Source organism: Caballeronia sp. LZ016 (assembly GCF_031450805.1).
Classification (GTDB): Bacteria; Pseudomonadota; Gammaproteobacteria; order Burkholderiales; family Burkholderiaceae; genus Caballeronia.
Genome location: NZ_JARTVY010000001.1, coordinates 2,534,341 through 2,549,322 on the forward strand (window position 1 = coordinate 2,534,341; position 14,982 = coordinate 2,549,322).

Annotated in this window: 15 protein-coding genes; 6 read left to right on the forward strand and 9 right to left on the reverse strand. The window is 64.2% G+C overall.

All coding sequences use genetic code 11. From position 1 onward, the window contains the following. The first annotated feature begins 226 nt into the window (after positions 1-226). Positions 227-1,534 carry an isocitrate lyase gene (aceA, locus tag P9220_RS12040; protein WP_309765058.1) on the forward strand — a complete coding sequence of 436 codons (1,308 nt, stop codon included), beginning with the start codon at positions 227-229 and terminating at the stop codon, positions 1,532-1,534. Positions 1,535-1,624: 90 nt separating this feature from the next. Here aceA and P9220_RS12045 read toward each other — a convergent pair whose 3' ends face one another. From P9220_RS12045 to P9220_RS12055, 3 genes are read right to left on the reverse strand one after another with little or no spacing between them, the layout of a single operon-like run. Beyond that, positions 1,625-2,059 carry a universal stress protein gene (locus P9220_RS12045; protein ID WP_250451246.1) on the reverse strand — a complete coding sequence of 145 codons (435 nt, stop codon included), beginning with the start codon at positions 2,057-2,059 and terminating at the stop codon, positions 1,625-1,627. A gap of 41 nt (positions 2,060-2,100) precedes the next feature. After that, a complete protein-coding gene (locus P9220_RS12050; protein WP_309765059.1) occupies positions 2,101-3,009 on the reverse strand; it encodes a DUF3800 domain-containing protein in 909 nt (302 codons plus the stop codon). A 13-nt stretch (positions 3,010-3,022) separates the two neighbouring features. Continuing rightward, entirely contained in the window at positions 3,023-3,928 is a 906-nt protein-coding gene (locus tag P9220_RS12055) for a LysR family transcriptional regulator (protein WP_309765479.1), read from the reverse strand. Positions 3,929-4,067: 139 nt separating this feature from the next. On the opposite strand from P9220_RS12055, the gene P9220_RS12060 reads away from it, so the two are divergent. The 3 genes from P9220_RS12060 (at position 4,068) to P9220_RS12070 (ending at position 6,912) form a co-directional block, all read left to right on the forward strand. Further along, on the forward strand, positions 4,068-4,814 hold the full coding sequence (locus P9220_RS12060; RefSeq protein ID WP_309765060.1) for a haloacid dehalogenase type II: 747 nt from the start codon (positions 4,068-4,070) through the stop codon (positions 4,812-4,814). A 63-nt stretch (positions 4,815-4,877) separates the two neighbouring features. After that, complete coding sequence (gene aceB / locus P9220_RS12065; protein ID WP_309765061.1) at positions 4,878-6,488, forward strand: malate synthase A; 1,611 nt, start codon at positions 4,878-4,880, stop codon at positions 6,486-6,488. A gap of 163 nt (positions 6,489-6,651) precedes the next feature. Next, positions 6,652-6,912 (forward strand): DNA-binding protein, encoded by a 261-nt coding sequence (locus tag P9220_RS12070; RefSeq protein WP_309765480.1) that lies wholly within the window; start codon positions 6,652-6,654, stop codon positions 6,910-6,912. A gap of 24 nt (positions 6,913-6,936) precedes the next feature. Here the strand turns inward: P9220_RS12070 and P9220_RS12075 are convergent, their stop codons facing one another. Both P9220_RS12075 and bamC read right to left on the reverse strand, forming a co-directional pair. Further along, the gene (locus P9220_RS12075) at positions 6,937-7,227 is read right to left on the reverse strand and encodes a putative quinol monooxygenase (RefSeq protein ID WP_309765062.1); all 291 of its coding nucleotides are present in this window, start codon (positions 7,225-7,227) and stop codon (positions 6,937-6,939) included. Between the two features lie 474 nt (positions 7,228-7,701). Continuing rightward, positions 7,702-8,907, reverse strand: coding sequence for an outer membrane protein assembly factor BamC (gene bamC / locus P9220_RS12080; protein ID WP_309765063.1), 1,206 nt, complete (start codon positions 8,905-8,907; stop codon positions 7,702-7,704). Positions 8,908-9,326: 419 nt separating this feature from the next. Between bamC and P9220_RS12085 the strand changes: the two genes are divergently transcribed. After that, on the forward strand, positions 9,327-9,794 hold the full coding sequence (locus P9220_RS12085; RefSeq protein WP_309765064.1) for a DUF2844 domain-containing protein: 468 nt from the start codon (positions 9,327-9,329) through the stop codon (positions 9,792-9,794). A 17-nt stretch (positions 9,795-9,811) separates the two neighbouring features. Then, positions 9,812-11,089 carry a DUF3443 domain-containing protein gene (locus P9220_RS12090; RefSeq protein WP_309765066.1) on the forward strand — a complete coding sequence of 426 codons (1,278 nt, stop codon included), beginning with the start codon at positions 9,812-9,814 and terminating at the stop codon, positions 11,087-11,089. Between the two features lie 84 nt (positions 11,090-11,173). On the opposite strand, the gene pcaC is transcribed toward P9220_RS12090, so the two are convergent. Genes pcaC through pcaF form a run of 4 tightly spaced genes read right to left on the reverse strand, consistent with a single transcriptional unit; the run spans position 11,174 to position 14,963 of the window. Continuing rightward, complete coding sequence (pcaC, locus tag P9220_RS12095) at positions 11,174-11,566, reverse strand: 4-carboxymuconolactone decarboxylase (RefSeq protein ID WP_309765067.1); 393 nt, start codon at positions 11,564-11,566, stop codon at positions 11,174-11,176. Next, complete coding sequence (pcaD, locus tag P9220_RS12100) at positions 11,563-12,357, reverse strand: 3-oxoadipate enol-lactonase (RefSeq protein ID WP_309765068.1); 795 nt, start codon at positions 12,355-12,357, stop codon at positions 11,563-11,565. The genes pcaC and pcaD overlap by 4 nt, the downstream gene beginning before the upstream one ends. A 40-nt stretch (positions 12,358-12,397) precedes the next feature. Continuing rightward, a complete protein-coding gene (locus P9220_RS12105) occupies positions 12,398-13,756 on the reverse strand; it encodes a 3-carboxy-cis,cis-muconate cycloisomerase (protein ID WP_309765069.1) in 1,359 nt (452 codons plus the stop codon). 4 nt (positions 13,757-13,760) lie between these two features. After that, entirely contained in the window at positions 13,761-14,963 is a 1,203-nt protein-coding gene (gene pcaF / locus P9220_RS12110) for a 3-oxoadipyl-CoA thiolase (RefSeq protein ID WP_309765070.1), read from the reverse strand. Positions 14,964-14,982 lie beyond the last annotated feature (19 nt).

Here is a 14,982-nt window from a genome sequence, read left to right on the forward strand (position 1 = left end):
GAAAAGCCGTTTCTCAATGCAAAATCTGAGCCGTAAGTTGCTGTTTCGACAGTGCTATTTTCTCGTTCGATTTCTCCAGGCAACGCTGTTCCGTATCGTCGCGCGCGCTTAGACTCTTATATAAGAGTTGAGCAAATGCGGGCCGCCAAGTGCGGCGCCTGACTGCTCGAATCGCGCGAAGCATCGATACCAGTTCGTCGTACAGCCAATCTAAAGGAGAAACGCCATGACCTCCCGTCAGCAACAAGCTCAGCAACTCCATCAGCAATGGGAAACCGATCCGCGCTGGAAAGGCATCAAGCGCGGTTATTCCGCCGAGGACGTCGTGCGTCTGCGCGGCTCGGTGCCGGTCGAGCACACGCTTGCGCGTCGCGGTGCGGAAAAGCTGTGGTCGCTGATTCACCACGAGCCGTTCGTCAACGCGCTCGGTGCTCTGACGGGCAATCAGGCGATGCAGCAGGTCAAGGCCGGCCTCAAGGCCATCTACCTGTCCGGCTGGCAGGTCGCCGGCGACGCCAACATCGCGGGCGAAATGTATCCGGACCAGTCGTTGTATCCGGCGAACTCGGTGCCGCTCGTTGTGAAGCGCATCAACAATACCTTCACGCGCGCCGATCAGATTCAATGGTCCGAAGGCAAGAATCCGGGCGATGAAGGCTATGTCGATTATTTCGCGCCGATCGTCGCCGATGCGGAAGCGGGATTCGGCGGCGTGCTGAACGCGTTCGAACTGATGAAGGCCATGATCGAAGCCGGTGCCGCGGGCGTGCACTTCGAGGATCAACTGGCGTCGGTCAAGAAGTGCGGCCACATGGGCGGCAAGGTGCTCGTGCCGACGCGCGAGAACGTCGCGAAGCTGGTCGCCGCGCGTCTCGCTGCGGACGTGTGCGGCACCCCGACGCTGCTCGTCGCGCGCACCGATGCCGAAGCGGCGGATCTCGTGACGTCCGATATCGACGACAACGACAAGCCCTTCCTCACGGGCGAGCGCACGGTGGAAGGCTTTTATCGGACGCGGCCCGGGATCGACCAGGCGGTATCGCGCGGTCTCGCCTACGCGCCCTACGCCGATCTGGTGTGGTGCGAAACCGGCAAGCCCGACCTCGAATACGCGAAGCAGTTCGCCGAAGCGATCCACAAGGAGTTCCCCGGCAAGCTGCTGTCGTACAACTGCTCGCCTTCGTTCAACTGGAAGAAGAATCTCGACGACGCGACCATCGCCAAGTTCCAGCGCGAACTCGGCGCGATGGGCTACAAGTTCCAGTTCATCACGCTCGCGGGCTTCCACGCGCTCAATTACGCGATGTTCAATCTGGCGCATGGCTATGCCCGCACGCAGATGAGCGCGTTCGTCGAATTGCAGCAGGCCGAGTTCGCCGCCGCCGACAAGGGTTTCACGGCGGTGAAGCATCAGCGCGAAGTGGGCACCGGCTACTTCGACGCGGTCACGCAGACGGTCGAGCGCGAAGCATCGACCACCGCGCTGCATGGATCGACGGAAGACGAGCAGTTCTTCGACAAGAAAGTCGCATAAGCGACTGCAGGTTGAATCAGGGAGAGCGGTGAAAACAGCGGCGGCTGTGACGCGGCAGTACGAGGTGCGTCGCGGCCGCCGCTCGAAACATCACCGGTACACGATGACGGGAATCTTGGTGTGCGTGAGCACGCGCTGCGTCTCGCTGCCTATCAGCAGGCTTCCGAGCCCGCGCCGGCCGTGCGAAGCCATCAGGATAACGTCGCAGCCGTTCTGCTCCGCCGCGTCGATGATGCCGATGTACGGCGCCGCTTCGATGCTCGTGACGCTTGCGCACGGCACGCCGGCGCCTTCGGCCGCGCGTTCGACGGCGCGCAGGTGGTCCCGCGCTTCGCGTTCAGCGCGCGCGTGGAAGTCGTCGGGCGGCTCGACGGCGACATCGGCGAATGGCGAGTATGGATACTGAGGCAGGCACGCGTAGGCGGTGATGCGCGCGCCGACGGATTGCGCGAGATCGATCGCGCCGTCGATGGCCTTTTGCGACAACTCCGAGCCGTCGGTCGGCACGAGGATGTGCTTGAACATGGCGTCCTCCTTCGGAACGTCGGGGCACGCTTCAATTGTAGTCAGGCAGCGCATTCCGCGACAGCTTCCGATGCGCTGGCAGGTGCGGCATCGGGAAACAGGTAAAGGCCGTGCGCGACACCGCCGTCGCTGTCGAAACGGTGCTTGATGATGTCGTAGAACTGGTGGTCGTCGTATTCGTGAGAGCGAAAGAGCGCGAAGGCGACGAGATCGGCGAGTTGAATCAGGCGCGAAGAGCGGGAGTCGAGAAACACCGGCACTTCGGCATAGTTGCGCGTCTTGCCGTACGTGTGGCCGATGTACTTGAAATCGCGCGCCAGCGTCTGCACGCGCCGCTCCGTCGACGACTTGTCGAACAGGATCAGCCCCCGCTGGGCGTCGCCATGCTTGCGATAACGGCGGAGCAGAAACAAATCGAAGCGATTGGCGAGTTGTTCGAACGCTAGTTCGACCGCGTCCTGCTTTTGGAGCGATGCTTTGCTGATGATCGCTCCGAAGAGCCGGACATTGGCAGGAGACTGCGCCTCGATGCCGTCATTGAGCGCGTCTTTCATCGCCTGAACGCGGTCGCGCAAGGGAAAGCGCTTCCAGCCGTCACGCCCTGAACGCATCGGTGAGCCGTGGAGCTCGAGCAAATGAGTGTTCATCGGCTCGAAGCGCTCCGCGATGGCGTTGAGCTTTTGCTCGATCCAGTGTGTCGTCCCGCTCGAATGCGCAGACGCCGGCGAGAACGAAATATCGATGCTGCGGATCAGCAGCCGAACCCGATTCGTCAAGATAGAGCAGATGCATAGGAATCCGTAGCAAGGACGCTGAAACAGAAACGGGCCACCTGCAGGTAGCCCGTTCCGAGATAGGTAAGACGGGTGGAACAATCGCCCAGGCGCATCGATTAATGGTCGACACTCCCGCCTCAGAAGCAAGTGTATCAGAAGACCGGCCCCGATCAACTAGCCGGACGGCCTACTCGCCCCAATACCCGGACGCGTGATACGTATGTTTGAGCAAATCGAGAAACAGGCGCACTCGCAACGGCAAATGCCGCCGCTGCGGAAACACCGCATGAATGCCGATAGGCGGCGCGGCGAACGCGTCCAGCACGCTCACGAGCCGTCCCGCGTGAATATCCTCCCCCACTTCCCACCAGGACCGCCACGCCAGACCGCGCCCTTCCAGACACCACTCGTGAAGCACCGCCCCATCCGAGCATTCCATCGTGCCGGAGACCTTGATCGTCACCACCTTGCCGTCGTGCTGAAACATCCAGCCGCGCTGCTGGTTCGCCGATGCTCCCAGCGCCAGGCAATTGTGATGCGCGAGCGCCGCCAGATTCGCCGGCTTGCCGCGCTTCGCGAGATAACCGGGCGACGCCACGCAGACGCGCCGGTTCTCGCCGAGCTTGAGCGATACGAGCGACGAATCCGGCAGCTCCCCGAGACGCACCGCGCAATCGAAGCCTTCGTTGACGAGATCGACCATGCGGTCGGTCAAATCGAGGCTCACGGAGACATCCGGATGCAGCGTCGTGAACTTCGGCACCAGCGGCGCGACGTGGCGTCTGCCGAAGCCGGCCGGCGCGGACACGCGCAGGTGCCCGCTCGCCTTCACGCCGCCCGCCGAGACGCTCGCTTCCGCGTTCTGCATGTCGTTGATGATGCGCTGACAGTCTTCGAGAAACGCCGATCCTTCGAACGTGAGCGTGATCTTGCGCGTCGTGCGCACGAGCAACTTGACGCCGAGCCGCTCTTCGAGCGCATCGAGCCGCCTGCCGATGACGGCCGGCGCGATGCCTTCCGCCTGCGCCGCAGCCGAAAGGCTGCCCTTCGCCGCCACAGCCGCGAACGTCTCGATCTGCTTGAACCGATCCATGCCTTTTTCTTCGTCGTCTTCGATGCCCGCGTAGAGATTAGATATCGAAAAGTGAAAGATCAAGTGATTCCGCGATGCTTTTTCACTCACTTCGATCACCAATAGAATTCGTCCCGACCTCTTCCAGGAGTGCAAGGCTATGTCGGCCATAACGACACACGCATCGTCATCCCGTTCGACCGCAGTTCCCCGAGCCGTTATCTTCGACGCCTACGGCACGCTGTTCGACGTGCATTCCGTCATCGCCGCCGCCGAGCAGCTGTTCCCCGGCAACGGCAACATGCTCTCGCAGCTTTGGCGGCAGAAGCAGATCGAATACACGCAACTGCGCACGCTCGCCGATCCTGCCGGCAGTCATTACGCGCCGTTCCGGGACATCACCATCGATGCGCTGCGCCACGCCGCGGCGCGCCTCGGTCTCGCGCAGTCGCTCACGAGCGCTGCCGAGAAGCGCCTGATGGACGAATACGCGTGCCTGTCCGCGTTCCCCGACGTGCTTCCCGCACTAAACACGCTGCGCAATCGCGTCTGCCTTCCGCTCGCGATCCTGTCCAACGGCAATCCGCCGATGCTCGACATCGCCGTGAAAAGCGCCGGCATGACCGGTGTCTTCGATCACGTCCTGTCCGTCGATGCCGTTCGCGCGTACAAGCCCGACGCCCGCGCCTATGAGCTCGGCACCCGCGCCTTCGGCATCACCGAAGCGGCGGCGCGCGAGATCGTGTTCGTGTCGTCGAATGGATGGGACGTCGCCGGTGCGGCGTGGTTCGGCTACACGACGTTCTGGCTCAATCGCACCGCCCTGCCCGTCGAGAACCTCGGCGTCGCGCCGCATCGCACGGGACGCGACATGAGCGAGCTTGTCGCGTTCATCGAAGGCGCGTGAGAAACGCATCGCCACAAAGTAAAACCCCAAGCAGAACCGTCTGACCGACCAAGGAGAAAACACATGACGCAACCGTCGAATCCGCTCTCGCTGCCCGAAGGCGTGGCAATCTCGGCCGATATCCAGCCCGGCTTCGAAACGATCCTCACGCGGGAGGCGCTCGCTTTCGTCGCGATGCTGCATCGCCGCTTCGAGCCGCGTCGCCAGGAACTGCTCGCGGCGCGCGTCGAACGGACAAAGCGGCTCGATGCAGGCGAGCGCCCCGGCTTCCTCGAAGCAACGAAGGCCATTCGCGAAGGCGACTGGACTGTCGCGCCGCTGCCGCGGGATCTGCAATGCCGTCGCGTCGAGATTACGGGGCCGGTGGAGCGCAAGATGATCATCAACGCGCTCAACTCCGGCGCTGATTCGTACATGACCGACTTCGAGGACTCGAACGCGCCCGTTTGGGAAAACCAGATCGCCGGCCAGATCAACCTCGGGGAAGCCGTGCGCCGCACGATCTCGCTGGATCAGAACGGCAAGTCGTACAAGCTGAACGACAAGGTGGCGACGCTGATCGTGCGCCCGCGTGGCTGGCATCTCGATGAAAAGCACGTGACCGTCGACGGCCAGCGCGTTTCCGGCGGCATCTTCGACTTCGCGCTCTTCCTGTTCCACAACGCGCACGAACTGATCGCGCGCGGCAGCGGCCCGTACTTCTATCTGCCGAAGATGGAAAGCCATCTCGAAGCGCGCCTGTGGAACGACATCTTCATCGCGGCGCAGGAAGGCATCGGCATCCCGCGCGGGACGATTCGCGCGACGGTGCTCGTCGAAACCATCCTCGCCGCGTTCGAGATGGACGAGATCCTGTACGAGTTGCGCGAACACAGCTCCGGGCTCAACGCGGGCCGGTGGGACTATATCTTCTCGGCGATCAAGAAGTTCAGGAACGATCCCGACTTCTGCCTCGCGGACCGCTCGCAGATCACGATGACCGTGCCCTTCATGCGCGCCTATGCGCTGCAATTGCTGAAGACGTGCCACAGGCGCAACGCGCCGGCGATCGGCGGCATGGCCGCGCTGATTCCGATCAAGAACGATGCCGCCGCGAACGACAAGGCGATGGGCGGCGTGCGCGCCGACAAGGCTCGCGACGCCACCGACGGCTACGACGGCGGCTGGGTCGCGCATCCGGGCCTCGTGCCTGTCGCGATGGAAGAGTTCGTCAAGGTGCTCGGTGAAGCGCCCAACCAGATCGGCAAGCAGCGCGACGACGTGCAAGTGACCGCGCACGACCTGCTCGATTTCCGTCCCGAAGCGCCGATCACCGAAGCGGGCCTGCGCAACAACGTGAACGTCGGCATTCACTATCTGGGTTCGTGGCTCGCGGGCAATGGTTGCGTGCCCATCCACAACCTGATGGAAGACGCCGCGACCGCCGAGATTTCGCGCTCGCAAGTGTGGCAATGGATTCGCTCGCCGAAGGGCAAGCTGGACGACGGCCGCAAGGTGACGGCGCCGATGGTGCGCGAGATCGTCATCGACGAACTGGAGAAAGTGAAGCTGAGCGTCGGCGGCTCGGGCAGCGATACGAAGCCGTATGAGCGCGCAGCGAAGATCTTCGAAACGATGTCGACGTCCGACGAGTTCACCGACTTCCTGACTTTGCCGCTGTACGAGGAAATCTGATCGCGCTTTGGACGCACCGTGATGAAACGGCCCGCGAGTTCGCGCTCGCGGGCCGTTTGTTCATCCGACGCGCGCCCACGGATGGAGCACGGCGTGTGCTACATTGCGCATCGTCTTTTTCAACGATTCAACCGTGGAGCGCACTCACCGTGCGAACGACAGCATGAGCAATATCCAGCTCGATATCGAATGGACCGAAGCAGCATCGCGCAAAATCGAAAAGCTGATGCCGCGCAATGCCAATAAAGACGCGTTTCTCGCGTTGCCGCCGATCGAATGCCTCCCGATGGAAGGCGACGTGCTTTTTCTGGGACCGGATGGAAAGCAGCAGCCTTTCATCGTCGCGGAACGCCAGTATCACCATGACGGCGAAGCGGACTGGACCATCATCCTCATTCTCGACGTCCCGCAGTCAACGCATTGAGCGCGCGGCGTTCGCGCTGCGTCGTCAGAGCAGCCTGGTCGACACGTGCACTTCGCCATGCTCGACGAACTCGGGCGACCGGGCGCGAAACGCCTGGATATGCGCCGTCTTGCCGTGCTCTTCTAGCGCGGCTTCGCTGGCCCAGCGCTCGACGAAGATGAAGCGGCGCGGCTCCTTGATGTCCCGATGCAGATCGTACTGAAGCGCGCCGGGCTCCCGGCGCGTCGGCTCGACATTCGCTTCGGCGAGTTGTCTGAGTTCTTCTTCCTTTCCCGGCTTGGCGACGAAAATAGCGACGACGGCGACTTCTTCCACGAGCGGTTCTCCCTGTTTTCAGTAAACGTTAAAAGCGAAGCATAAACGTCCGCCATAAAGTCTGCCTGAAACGCATATCGCAGGTTAAAAGAAAAAGCCCGCGCTTGGTTAAAGCGCGGGCAAAAGCCGTCGCCCTACGAGGATAGGCGACGGGGCCATCGGGGCTCGCGCGCGAGCCGTTGTCCGGGAAAGGTGTATCGATCACGGCTTTATCAGGGCCGTGCGGCGCAGTCGTCTCGCCATGCACGCAATGTAATGGTCGCGCGCCAATTTTTATAAGCTATTGCGCACATTCGACGATAGAAACAATCGTCAGCGCAATAAATGTGTGCGGTTTATATCGCCCGCACTGCTGGCTGTCTTTTAATTGGGTTATTGGTCGCTTGCACGCGGTGAGAGCGTCGCAAAAAAAAACCGCCTCGCGAAGAGGCGGTTTGCATGCGGTACAACCTCCACGTTCCGTGGAGGAGTCGCTCAGCTGATCTGGCCCGCGAGCAACGCCATGATCTGACGCGCTTGCGGCGACGAATCCACTTCGCCCTTGTCGTCGACGATAGCGACCCGCGTTTGCGCTTCCGTGATCGCCCGCACATTTACCTGATACTGCTTCGCCACGATTTCCTTGCGGCCGTGGAAGACCTGGCTCCAGAAGCCCTGCTCGCGTGCGGATTTGTCGTTCGGGTCCACGTAGCGGACGTAATAGACGCCGCGCGCGCGGTCGCGGTCGTCCACCGTGAAGCTCGCGCGATCCAGCGCCATGCCCACGCGCAGCCAGGCGCGGTCATACGCTTCGGGCAGCGTCAGTTGCGCCGACGTGGCTTCCGGCACCGTCTCGTTGCGGATCGCGCTGTTTCCGGCGTTGGCCGCGTTCTGTGCGGCCACGGCGGCGGCTTTCGAATCGCCGCCCTTGGCCGGTCGCGCTTTGGCTGCATTCGCCGATGGCGCGCTCACATCCGCCGCGCCCGATGCCGTGCGCGAATCCGCCATTGCCAGCGACGACATCAGCCGCTTCAGATATTCGTTCTCCAGCGCGGGATCGTTCGGCCGTGCCTGCCACTGGCTGGAGTCGTTATTGACGCCCGTGAGGGCCTCGCGCATGCCCTTCTGGCTGATGAACACGTAGGTGCCGCCGGTGGGCGCGGCTTCGAGACGCGTGCGGTACTTGTTGCGCTCGGCGGTGACATACGAGTTGCCGGTGGCTTTCGCGAGCGTGTCGCGGATCAGGCCGTCCGAAATCTGCGGATGCGTTTCGTTCCAGTCCGTTTCCATCACGCCCTTGTCGCGCGAATCGACTACGAGCAGAAAGCCCTGCTCTTGCCAGAAGCGGCGAACTTGCGGCCAGACCTGATCCGGCGCGCGGCCGTCGATGACGAGCCAGCGTTCCGCGCCGTCGCGCTGAATGCGCATGCCTGATACGGGCGGCACGACGGTCGGCGCGTTCGGCGCGACTTTCTGAACCTGCTGGAGGTCGGAGAGCGATGCCTGCCCGCTTTGCGGCGGAAGCGAGCGCTGATCGCCCGCTTCGTCGAGAAGGTTCGGCGGAACGGCGAGCGACGACTGCTTCGAGCGCTGGTCGCTCTTGTAATTGATCGCGGTGGGGGAAGACGTGCCGCATCCCGCCACGATCCCGGCCACCGTCAAAAGCGCAGCCATCCGCTTGGTCACACGAAAATCTGTCATGTCTGGAAAGTCCTTCCGCTACGCCACGGCGTTCGCCCGTGGATCAACCCAGCATTTTACCGGTCCGGCGGACCGCCGTGCAAAAAGAGGCATCGAGGGCGGCGCATGACCCGCATGTCGTCGAACGCTGCGCTTGATCAGCCGAAAACGGCGATGCACTGGCTGTCAGCAGTTCACGATGCAACACCGCCTGACGAGTGATGCTTTCCGCCCGATTTTGACAATTTATGACAGTCGCGACAAATCATCGCCGCTTCCCGTTCGAACGCACGCAACCCCTTGTTTTATAGACGCTTCTTTCGCTTGCAACGCACTTTCCCAGCGGCGCAAACGACACGGCACCCCCGCCTCCCTGTGTCCCATTCATCCTAAAATTCAATCTCAAAAATAGGAATAATCCCAAGAAGTCGGAGAGCAAAATGAAGAAGTTAAGACATCCTCATCGCGTAGCCGGGGCCGCCATCGCGATGACAATCCTGTCGGGCGTGAGTCCGCTGTCGCATGCACAACTCGGCGCGACGGGGCGCACCGCGGACGCATCCGACGGAGCGGTCGTCAACCGTTCCGGGAGCGGGCTCGTGACTTACCGCGAGACGACCGACGCGCATGGCGTCGCCGTGCGGCAGTACGTCGATTCGACGGGCGCCGTGTACGCCGTGTCCTGGCGCGGCCCCGCGATGCCCGACGTGCAGGCGCTGCTCGGCGCGTATTTCCAGCGCTTCAGGGAGGCCGCGAACGCGTCCGCCGGCGATGCGGGCCTGCACACGTCGCGCGTGATGGATGGCGAACTCGTCGTTGAAAATCGCACGCGGCTGCGCGAGTTCAGCGGCCGCGCGTGGCTCGCGAGCGCGCTGCCGCCGGCCGTATCCGCTGCGGACATCGAATGAGCGCGGGGAGACCAACCATGATCATCCGCAAGCTACTTTGCGTGCCCGCGATCGCCCTTTGCGTCCTGCTTCACGGATGCGGCGGCGGTGGCGGTTCGGACGCCGGCTCACCCACGCCGGCCAGCACGCCGACGGCAGCAAGCACTCCTGCGGCAGCCAGCGCGCCGGTCGCAGCGAGCGCGCCGGCGCCCGCCAGCAACGTCGTCACGCAGTCGACGACGCTCAACGTGCATCCGATCCGCGTCACCGCGCTCGCGAACGGCACCCGCAACATGCTGCAAACGAGCGTGACGCTCTGCGTGCCCGGTACCGACACCTGCCAGACCATCGACAACATCCAGGTCGATACCGGCTCGCAAGGTCTGCGCGTGCTCGCATCGGCGCTGAATCCGTCGATTGCGCTGCCGATCGTCGCCGGCAACACGGCAAACACGGCAATGGCGGAATGCTCCGTGTTCGGCTCCGGTTATACGTGGGGCGCGGTGCGACAGGCCGACATCAGGCTCGCTGGCCACGTCGCGCGTTCGACATCGGTTCAGTTGATCGCCGATACCGCCGTGCCCGGCGCGGCGGCCGATTGCAGCCAGTCGGGCCTGCCGATGCTCGATGCGGCGAAGCTGCGTGGCAACGGCATTCTCGGCGTCGGCCCGTTCACTGCCGACTGCGGCGGTGGCTGCGCGAATTCCGCGATGCCGCGCTGGTACTACAGCTGTACGTCGGCGGCCTGCTCGCCGAGCGCGCTCGCGGCTGCGCAGCAAGTGACCAATCCGATCGCGCGCTTCGCCGCCGATAACAACGGCGTCCTGATCGATCTGCCCGCCGTGCCGCCGGAGGGCGCATCGTCGGTGGCGGGAACGATGACGTTCGGCATCGGATCGCAGGCGAACAATCTGCTCGGCGCAGCGACCGTGCTGAAGTCCAGTTCGATCACGGGTTTCGTATCGACGAGCTTCAGCGGCAGCCAGTACGGATCGAGCTTCATCGATAGCGGATCGAACGGACTCTTCTTTCCGTCGGCGACGCTTGCGACGTGCGGCGTATGGTTCTGCCCGGCGACGACGCAGGCGCTGAACGCGACACTCAGTTCGACGACCGGCGTGACCGCCGACGTATCGTTCAGCGTCGCGAAATCGACGACGCTCTTCGCGACAGGCAATTACGCGTTCAACAATCTCGCAGGGCCTGCGAACGGCTTCTTCGACTGGGGATTGCCGTTCTTCTATGGCAGGCGCGTGTTCACCGCGCTCGAGGGACGCCCGACGCCGGCGGGAACGGGGCCGTACTACGCGTTCTAGACGCGCGAAAGCCGTCTTTCTGACATCGAAAGACGGCTTTCTTCACGAGCCGACGAGCCGACGACCCGACGACCCGCCGAGCGCTTACTGCCCGCCCGCCTTGCTTTCCTCGTCGAAAATCTTCTGCGCCAGATGGAACGCCGAGTTGGCCGCCGGCACGCCGCAATAGACGCCCGTCTGCAACAGCACTTCCTTGATCTCGTCCTGCGTCACGCCGTTGTTCTTCGCGGCGCGCAAGTGCAGCGCGAGTTCTTCGCTACGGTTGAGCGCAACCATCATCGCGATGGTAATGAGGCTGCGCGTGTGGCGCGGCAGACCGTCGCGCGTCCAGATTTCGCCCCAGGCATAGCGCGTGATGAAGTCCTGGAATTCGGTCGTCAGTTCCGTGCGATTCGCGAGCGACCGGTCCACGTGCGCGTCGGACAGCACGGCGCGGCGCACCTTCATGCCGGCTTCGTAGCGTTCGTCGTCAGTCATTGTGCTTCTCCGAGAAAGTCCAGCACGGCGCGCGTGTACGCCTCGCGCTTTTCGATGTTCGACAGATGCGCCGCGTCCAGTTCGACGTAGCGCGAGCCTCCGATATACGCGGCCAGTTCGCGGCCCTGCTCGGCCGTCGTCGACAGGTCGTGCGTGCCCGCGATCACGAGCACCGCCAGGGCGATGGTCTTCGCTTCGTCGCGCAGATCGGCGTCGCGGATGGCTTCGCAATTCGATGCGTAGCCGTCGCCCGACGTGTGACGGAATACATCGCGGATATTGGCGAGCGCGAGCGGCTCACGCTCGATGAACGGCGCGGTGAACCAGCGGGCGATGACGGCATCGGTGAGCGCGGCCATCCCGCCTGATTCGCGCGCTTTCGCGGCGCGCGGGGTCCACAGGGCGTCCGATCCGATCAGCGCCGCCGTGTTCGACAGCACCATGCGGGAAAAGCGCTGCGGATGGCGCGCGGCGAGACCGATGCCGGTCAGCCCGCCCATCGACAGGCCGCAGTAGTTCGCGCGCTCGATGCCGAGATGATCCATCAGGCCGATTACATCGCCGATCAGCTGGTCGATGGTGTACGGGCCTTGCGGCGCATCTGAATGACCGTGACCGCGCGTGTCGTACCGCACGACGCGATAGTGCTGCGCGAACGCTTCGATTTGCGGCGTCCACATCGACACATCCGCGCCGAGCGAGTTCGACAGCACGAGCCAGGGCGCAGCGTCGCCGGCCGTCGAGTCGATGCGATAGTGGATGCGGGTTCCGTTTACAGCGGCGAGTGGCATGTTGGTGATGCTCCTTCGGGTTGGGATGGCGCAGGCGCCGTCATGCGCTCGCGCGATGCTGCCCGAGCGCGGCATCGACGAAGGCCTGCGCCTGACCGACATAATTGGCCGGGTCGAGCAAGGGCTTCAGTTGCTCGGGCGATAGGTGGCGCGCGACGGTTTCATCCGCGGCGAGAACGTCGTACAGCGATTGCCCGCTCGCGACCGCCGCCTTCGATGCGCGCTCGACGAGCTTGTGCGCATCCATCCGGCCGATGGCGTCGCCGAGCGCGAGCATCACCGCTTCGCCGAGGACGAGTCCGTTGGTCGCGTTCAGGTTCGCGGCGAGGCGATCGACATTCACCTCCAGGCCCGGCACGATACCCATCACGTTCGCAAGCGCGCCGGCGGTCAAGCGCGCCAGATCGGGCAGCGCTTCCCATTCGGCCTGCCAGCCGCCGAGCGCGCGTTCGTGTTCCTGGACCATGCCGGCGAAGATCGTCGCGACGAGGTTCGGCGCACGCGTCGCCGCCGTCAGCACGGCTGCGCAGCCGACCGGATTGCGCTTGTGCGGCATCGTCGACGAACCGCCCTTGCCTGCCGCCGCCGGCTCGGCCACTTCGCCGAGTTCGGTCTGCATCATCAGCGAGATGTCGCGCGCGATCTTGCCGAGCGTGCCCGTCAGCATGCCGAAGAAAGAAGCGGCTTCCGCGATGCGATCGCGCTGCGTGTGCCACGGCAGTGCGGGCAACGCGAGACGAAGATCGTCGGCAAGCGCCTGCGCAACCGGCAGCGCCTTGTCGCGCAGGCTCGCGAGCGTGCCCGCCGCGCCGCCGAACTGCAGCACGAGCGCGCGCTCGCGCAAGTCGGCGAGACGCGTGCGATGGCGCGTGATCGCATCCAGCCATTGCGCGAACTTGAGGCCGAGCGTGATCGGCAGCGCCTGCTGCAGCCACGTGCGGCCGATCATCGGCGTCGCGCGATGCGTCTGTGCCTGCGTGGCGAGCGACGCGGCGAGCGCGCGCAGGTCGGCATCGAGCAGGTCGAGGGCGGCGCGAAGCTGAAGCACGACGCCCGTATCGATGATGTCCTGGCTCGTCGCGCCCCAGTGCACGTACTTCGCGGCCTGTTCGTCGCTCGCCTTCACCACCGCTGTCAGTTGCCTGACGAGCGGGATCGCGAGATTGCCGCCCGCGGCCGCGCCGGTCATCAGCGCGGCCGCGTCGATGGTGTCGGCGCTGCACGCGGCGACGATCGCATCCACCGCGCTCGCCGGAATCACGCCCGCTTTGGCCGACGCCCGCGCGAGCGCGGCTTCGACGTCGAGCATCGCCTGAACGGTCGCGCGCGGCGACCAGACCGCATTGGCTTCGGCGCTTCCGCAGATCAGATCGGTAAGCCGTCCGGTCGATGAAAACATGAGCTCAGACCCGCTCGATGATCATCGCGATGCCCTGTCCCACGCCGATGCACATCGTGCAAAGCGCGTAGCGCCCGCCGGTGCGGTGCAGCTGGTACGTCGCCGCCGTCACGAGCCGCGCGCCGGACGCGCCGAGCGGATGACCGAGCGCGATCGCGCCGCCGTTCGGATTCACGCGGGCGTCGTCATCGGCGACGCCGAGCATGCGCAGCACCGCGAGCCCTTGCGACGCGAAGGCTTCGTTCAGCTCGATCACATCCATCTGGTCGATGGTCATGCCGAGGCGCGCAAGCAGCTTCTGCGATGCCGGCGCCGGACCGATACCCATCACGCGCGGAGGAACGCCCGCCGTCGCCATGCCGAGAATGCGCGCGCGCGGCGTGAGGCCGTGACGCTTCGCGTTTTCTTCGTCGGCGATCAGCATTGCCACCGCGCCGTCGTTGACGCCCGACGCATTGCCGGCCGTCACCGAACCATCGGGACGCACGACGCCCTTCAGCTTCGCGAGCGCTTCGAGGCTCGTTTCACGCGGATGCTCGTCCTGCGTGACGACGATCGCATCGCCCTTCTTCTGCGCGATCGTGACCGGCGTGATTTCCTGCGCGAGCGTGCCGTCCTTCTGCGCGCGCGACGCCTTCTGCTGCGAGCGCAGCGCGAACGCATCCTGATCGGCGCGGCTGACCTTGTAATCGTCGGCGACGTTCTCGGCGGTTTCGGGCATCGAATCGACGCCGTATTGCTTCTTCATCAGCGGATTGACGAAGCGCCAGCCGATGGTCGTATCGAAAATCTCCGCCTGGCGCGAGAAGGCGGTCGCGGCCTTGCCCATCACGAACGGCGCGCGGCTCATGCTTTCGACGCCGCCCGCGATCAGCAAGCCGGCTTCGCCCGATTTGACCGCCCGCGCCGCGATGCCGACCGCATCCATGCCCGAGCCGCACAGGCGATTCACCGTCGAACCGGGCGTGCCGACCGGCAGCCCCGCGAGCAGCGCCGACATGCGCGCGACGTTGCGATTGTCTTCGCCTGCCTGGTTCGCGCAGCCGTAAATGACTTCCTCGACCGCTTCCCAGTCCACTTCCTTGTTGCGCTCGACGAGCGCGCGCAGCGGCACCGCGCCGAGATCGTCGGCACGCACGGACGACAGCGCGCCGGCATAGCGGCCGATCGGCGTGCGGATCGCATCACATACGAAGGCTTCTTTCATCGCTTGCTCCAGTTTTCGG

Excerpts from the sequence above, each read along its gene's own strand:
- aceA (WP_309765058.1), top strand. The coding sequence starts at position 227 with ATGACCTCCCGTCAGCAACAAGCTCAGCAACTCCATCAGCAATGGGAA.
- P9220_RS12045 (WP_250451246.1), bottom strand. The coding sequence starts at position 2,059 with ATGTTCAAGCACATCCTCGTGCCGACCGACGGCTCGGAGTTGTCGCAA.
- P9220_RS12055 (WP_309765479.1), bottom strand. The coding sequence starts at position 3,928 with ATGGATCGGTTCAAGCAGATCGAGACGTTCGCGGCTGTGGCGGCGAAG.
- P9220_RS12060 (WP_309765060.1), top strand. The coding sequence starts at position 4,068 with ATGTCGGCCATAACGACACACGCATCGTCATCCCGTTCGACCGCAGTT.
- aceB (WP_309765061.1), top strand. The coding sequence starts at position 4,878 with ATGACGCAACCGTCGAATCCGCTCTCGCTGCCCGAAGGCGTGGCAATC.
- P9220_RS12070 (WP_309765480.1), top strand. The coding sequence starts at position 6,652 with ATGAGCAATATCCAGCTCGATATCGAATGGACCGAAGCAGCATCGCGC.
- bamC (WP_309765063.1), bottom strand. The coding sequence starts at position 8,907 with ATGACAGATTTTCGTGTGACCAAGCGGATGGCTGCGCTTTTGACGGTG.
- P9220_RS12085 (WP_309765064.1), top strand. The coding sequence starts at position 9,327 with ATGAAGAAGTTAAGACATCCTCATCGCGTAGCCGGGGCCGCCATCGCG.
- P9220_RS12090 (WP_309765066.1), top strand. The coding sequence starts at position 9,812 with ATGATCATCCGCAAGCTACTTTGCGTGCCCGCGATCGCCCTTTGCGTC.
- pcaC (WP_309765067.1), bottom strand. The coding sequence starts at position 11,566 with ATGACTGACGACGAACGCTACGAAGCCGGCATGAAGGTGCGCCGCGCC.
- pcaD (WP_309765068.1), bottom strand. The coding sequence starts at position 12,357 with ATGCCACTCGCCGCTGTAAACGGAACCCGCATCCACTATCGCATCGAC.
- P9220_RS12105 (WP_309765069.1), bottom strand. The coding sequence starts at position 13,756 with ATGTTTTCATCGACCGGACGGCTTACCGATCTGATCTGCGGAAGCGCC.
- pcaF (WP_309765070.1), bottom strand. The coding sequence starts at position 14,963 with ATGAAAGAAGCCTTCGTATGTGATGCGATCCGCACGCCGATCGGCCGC.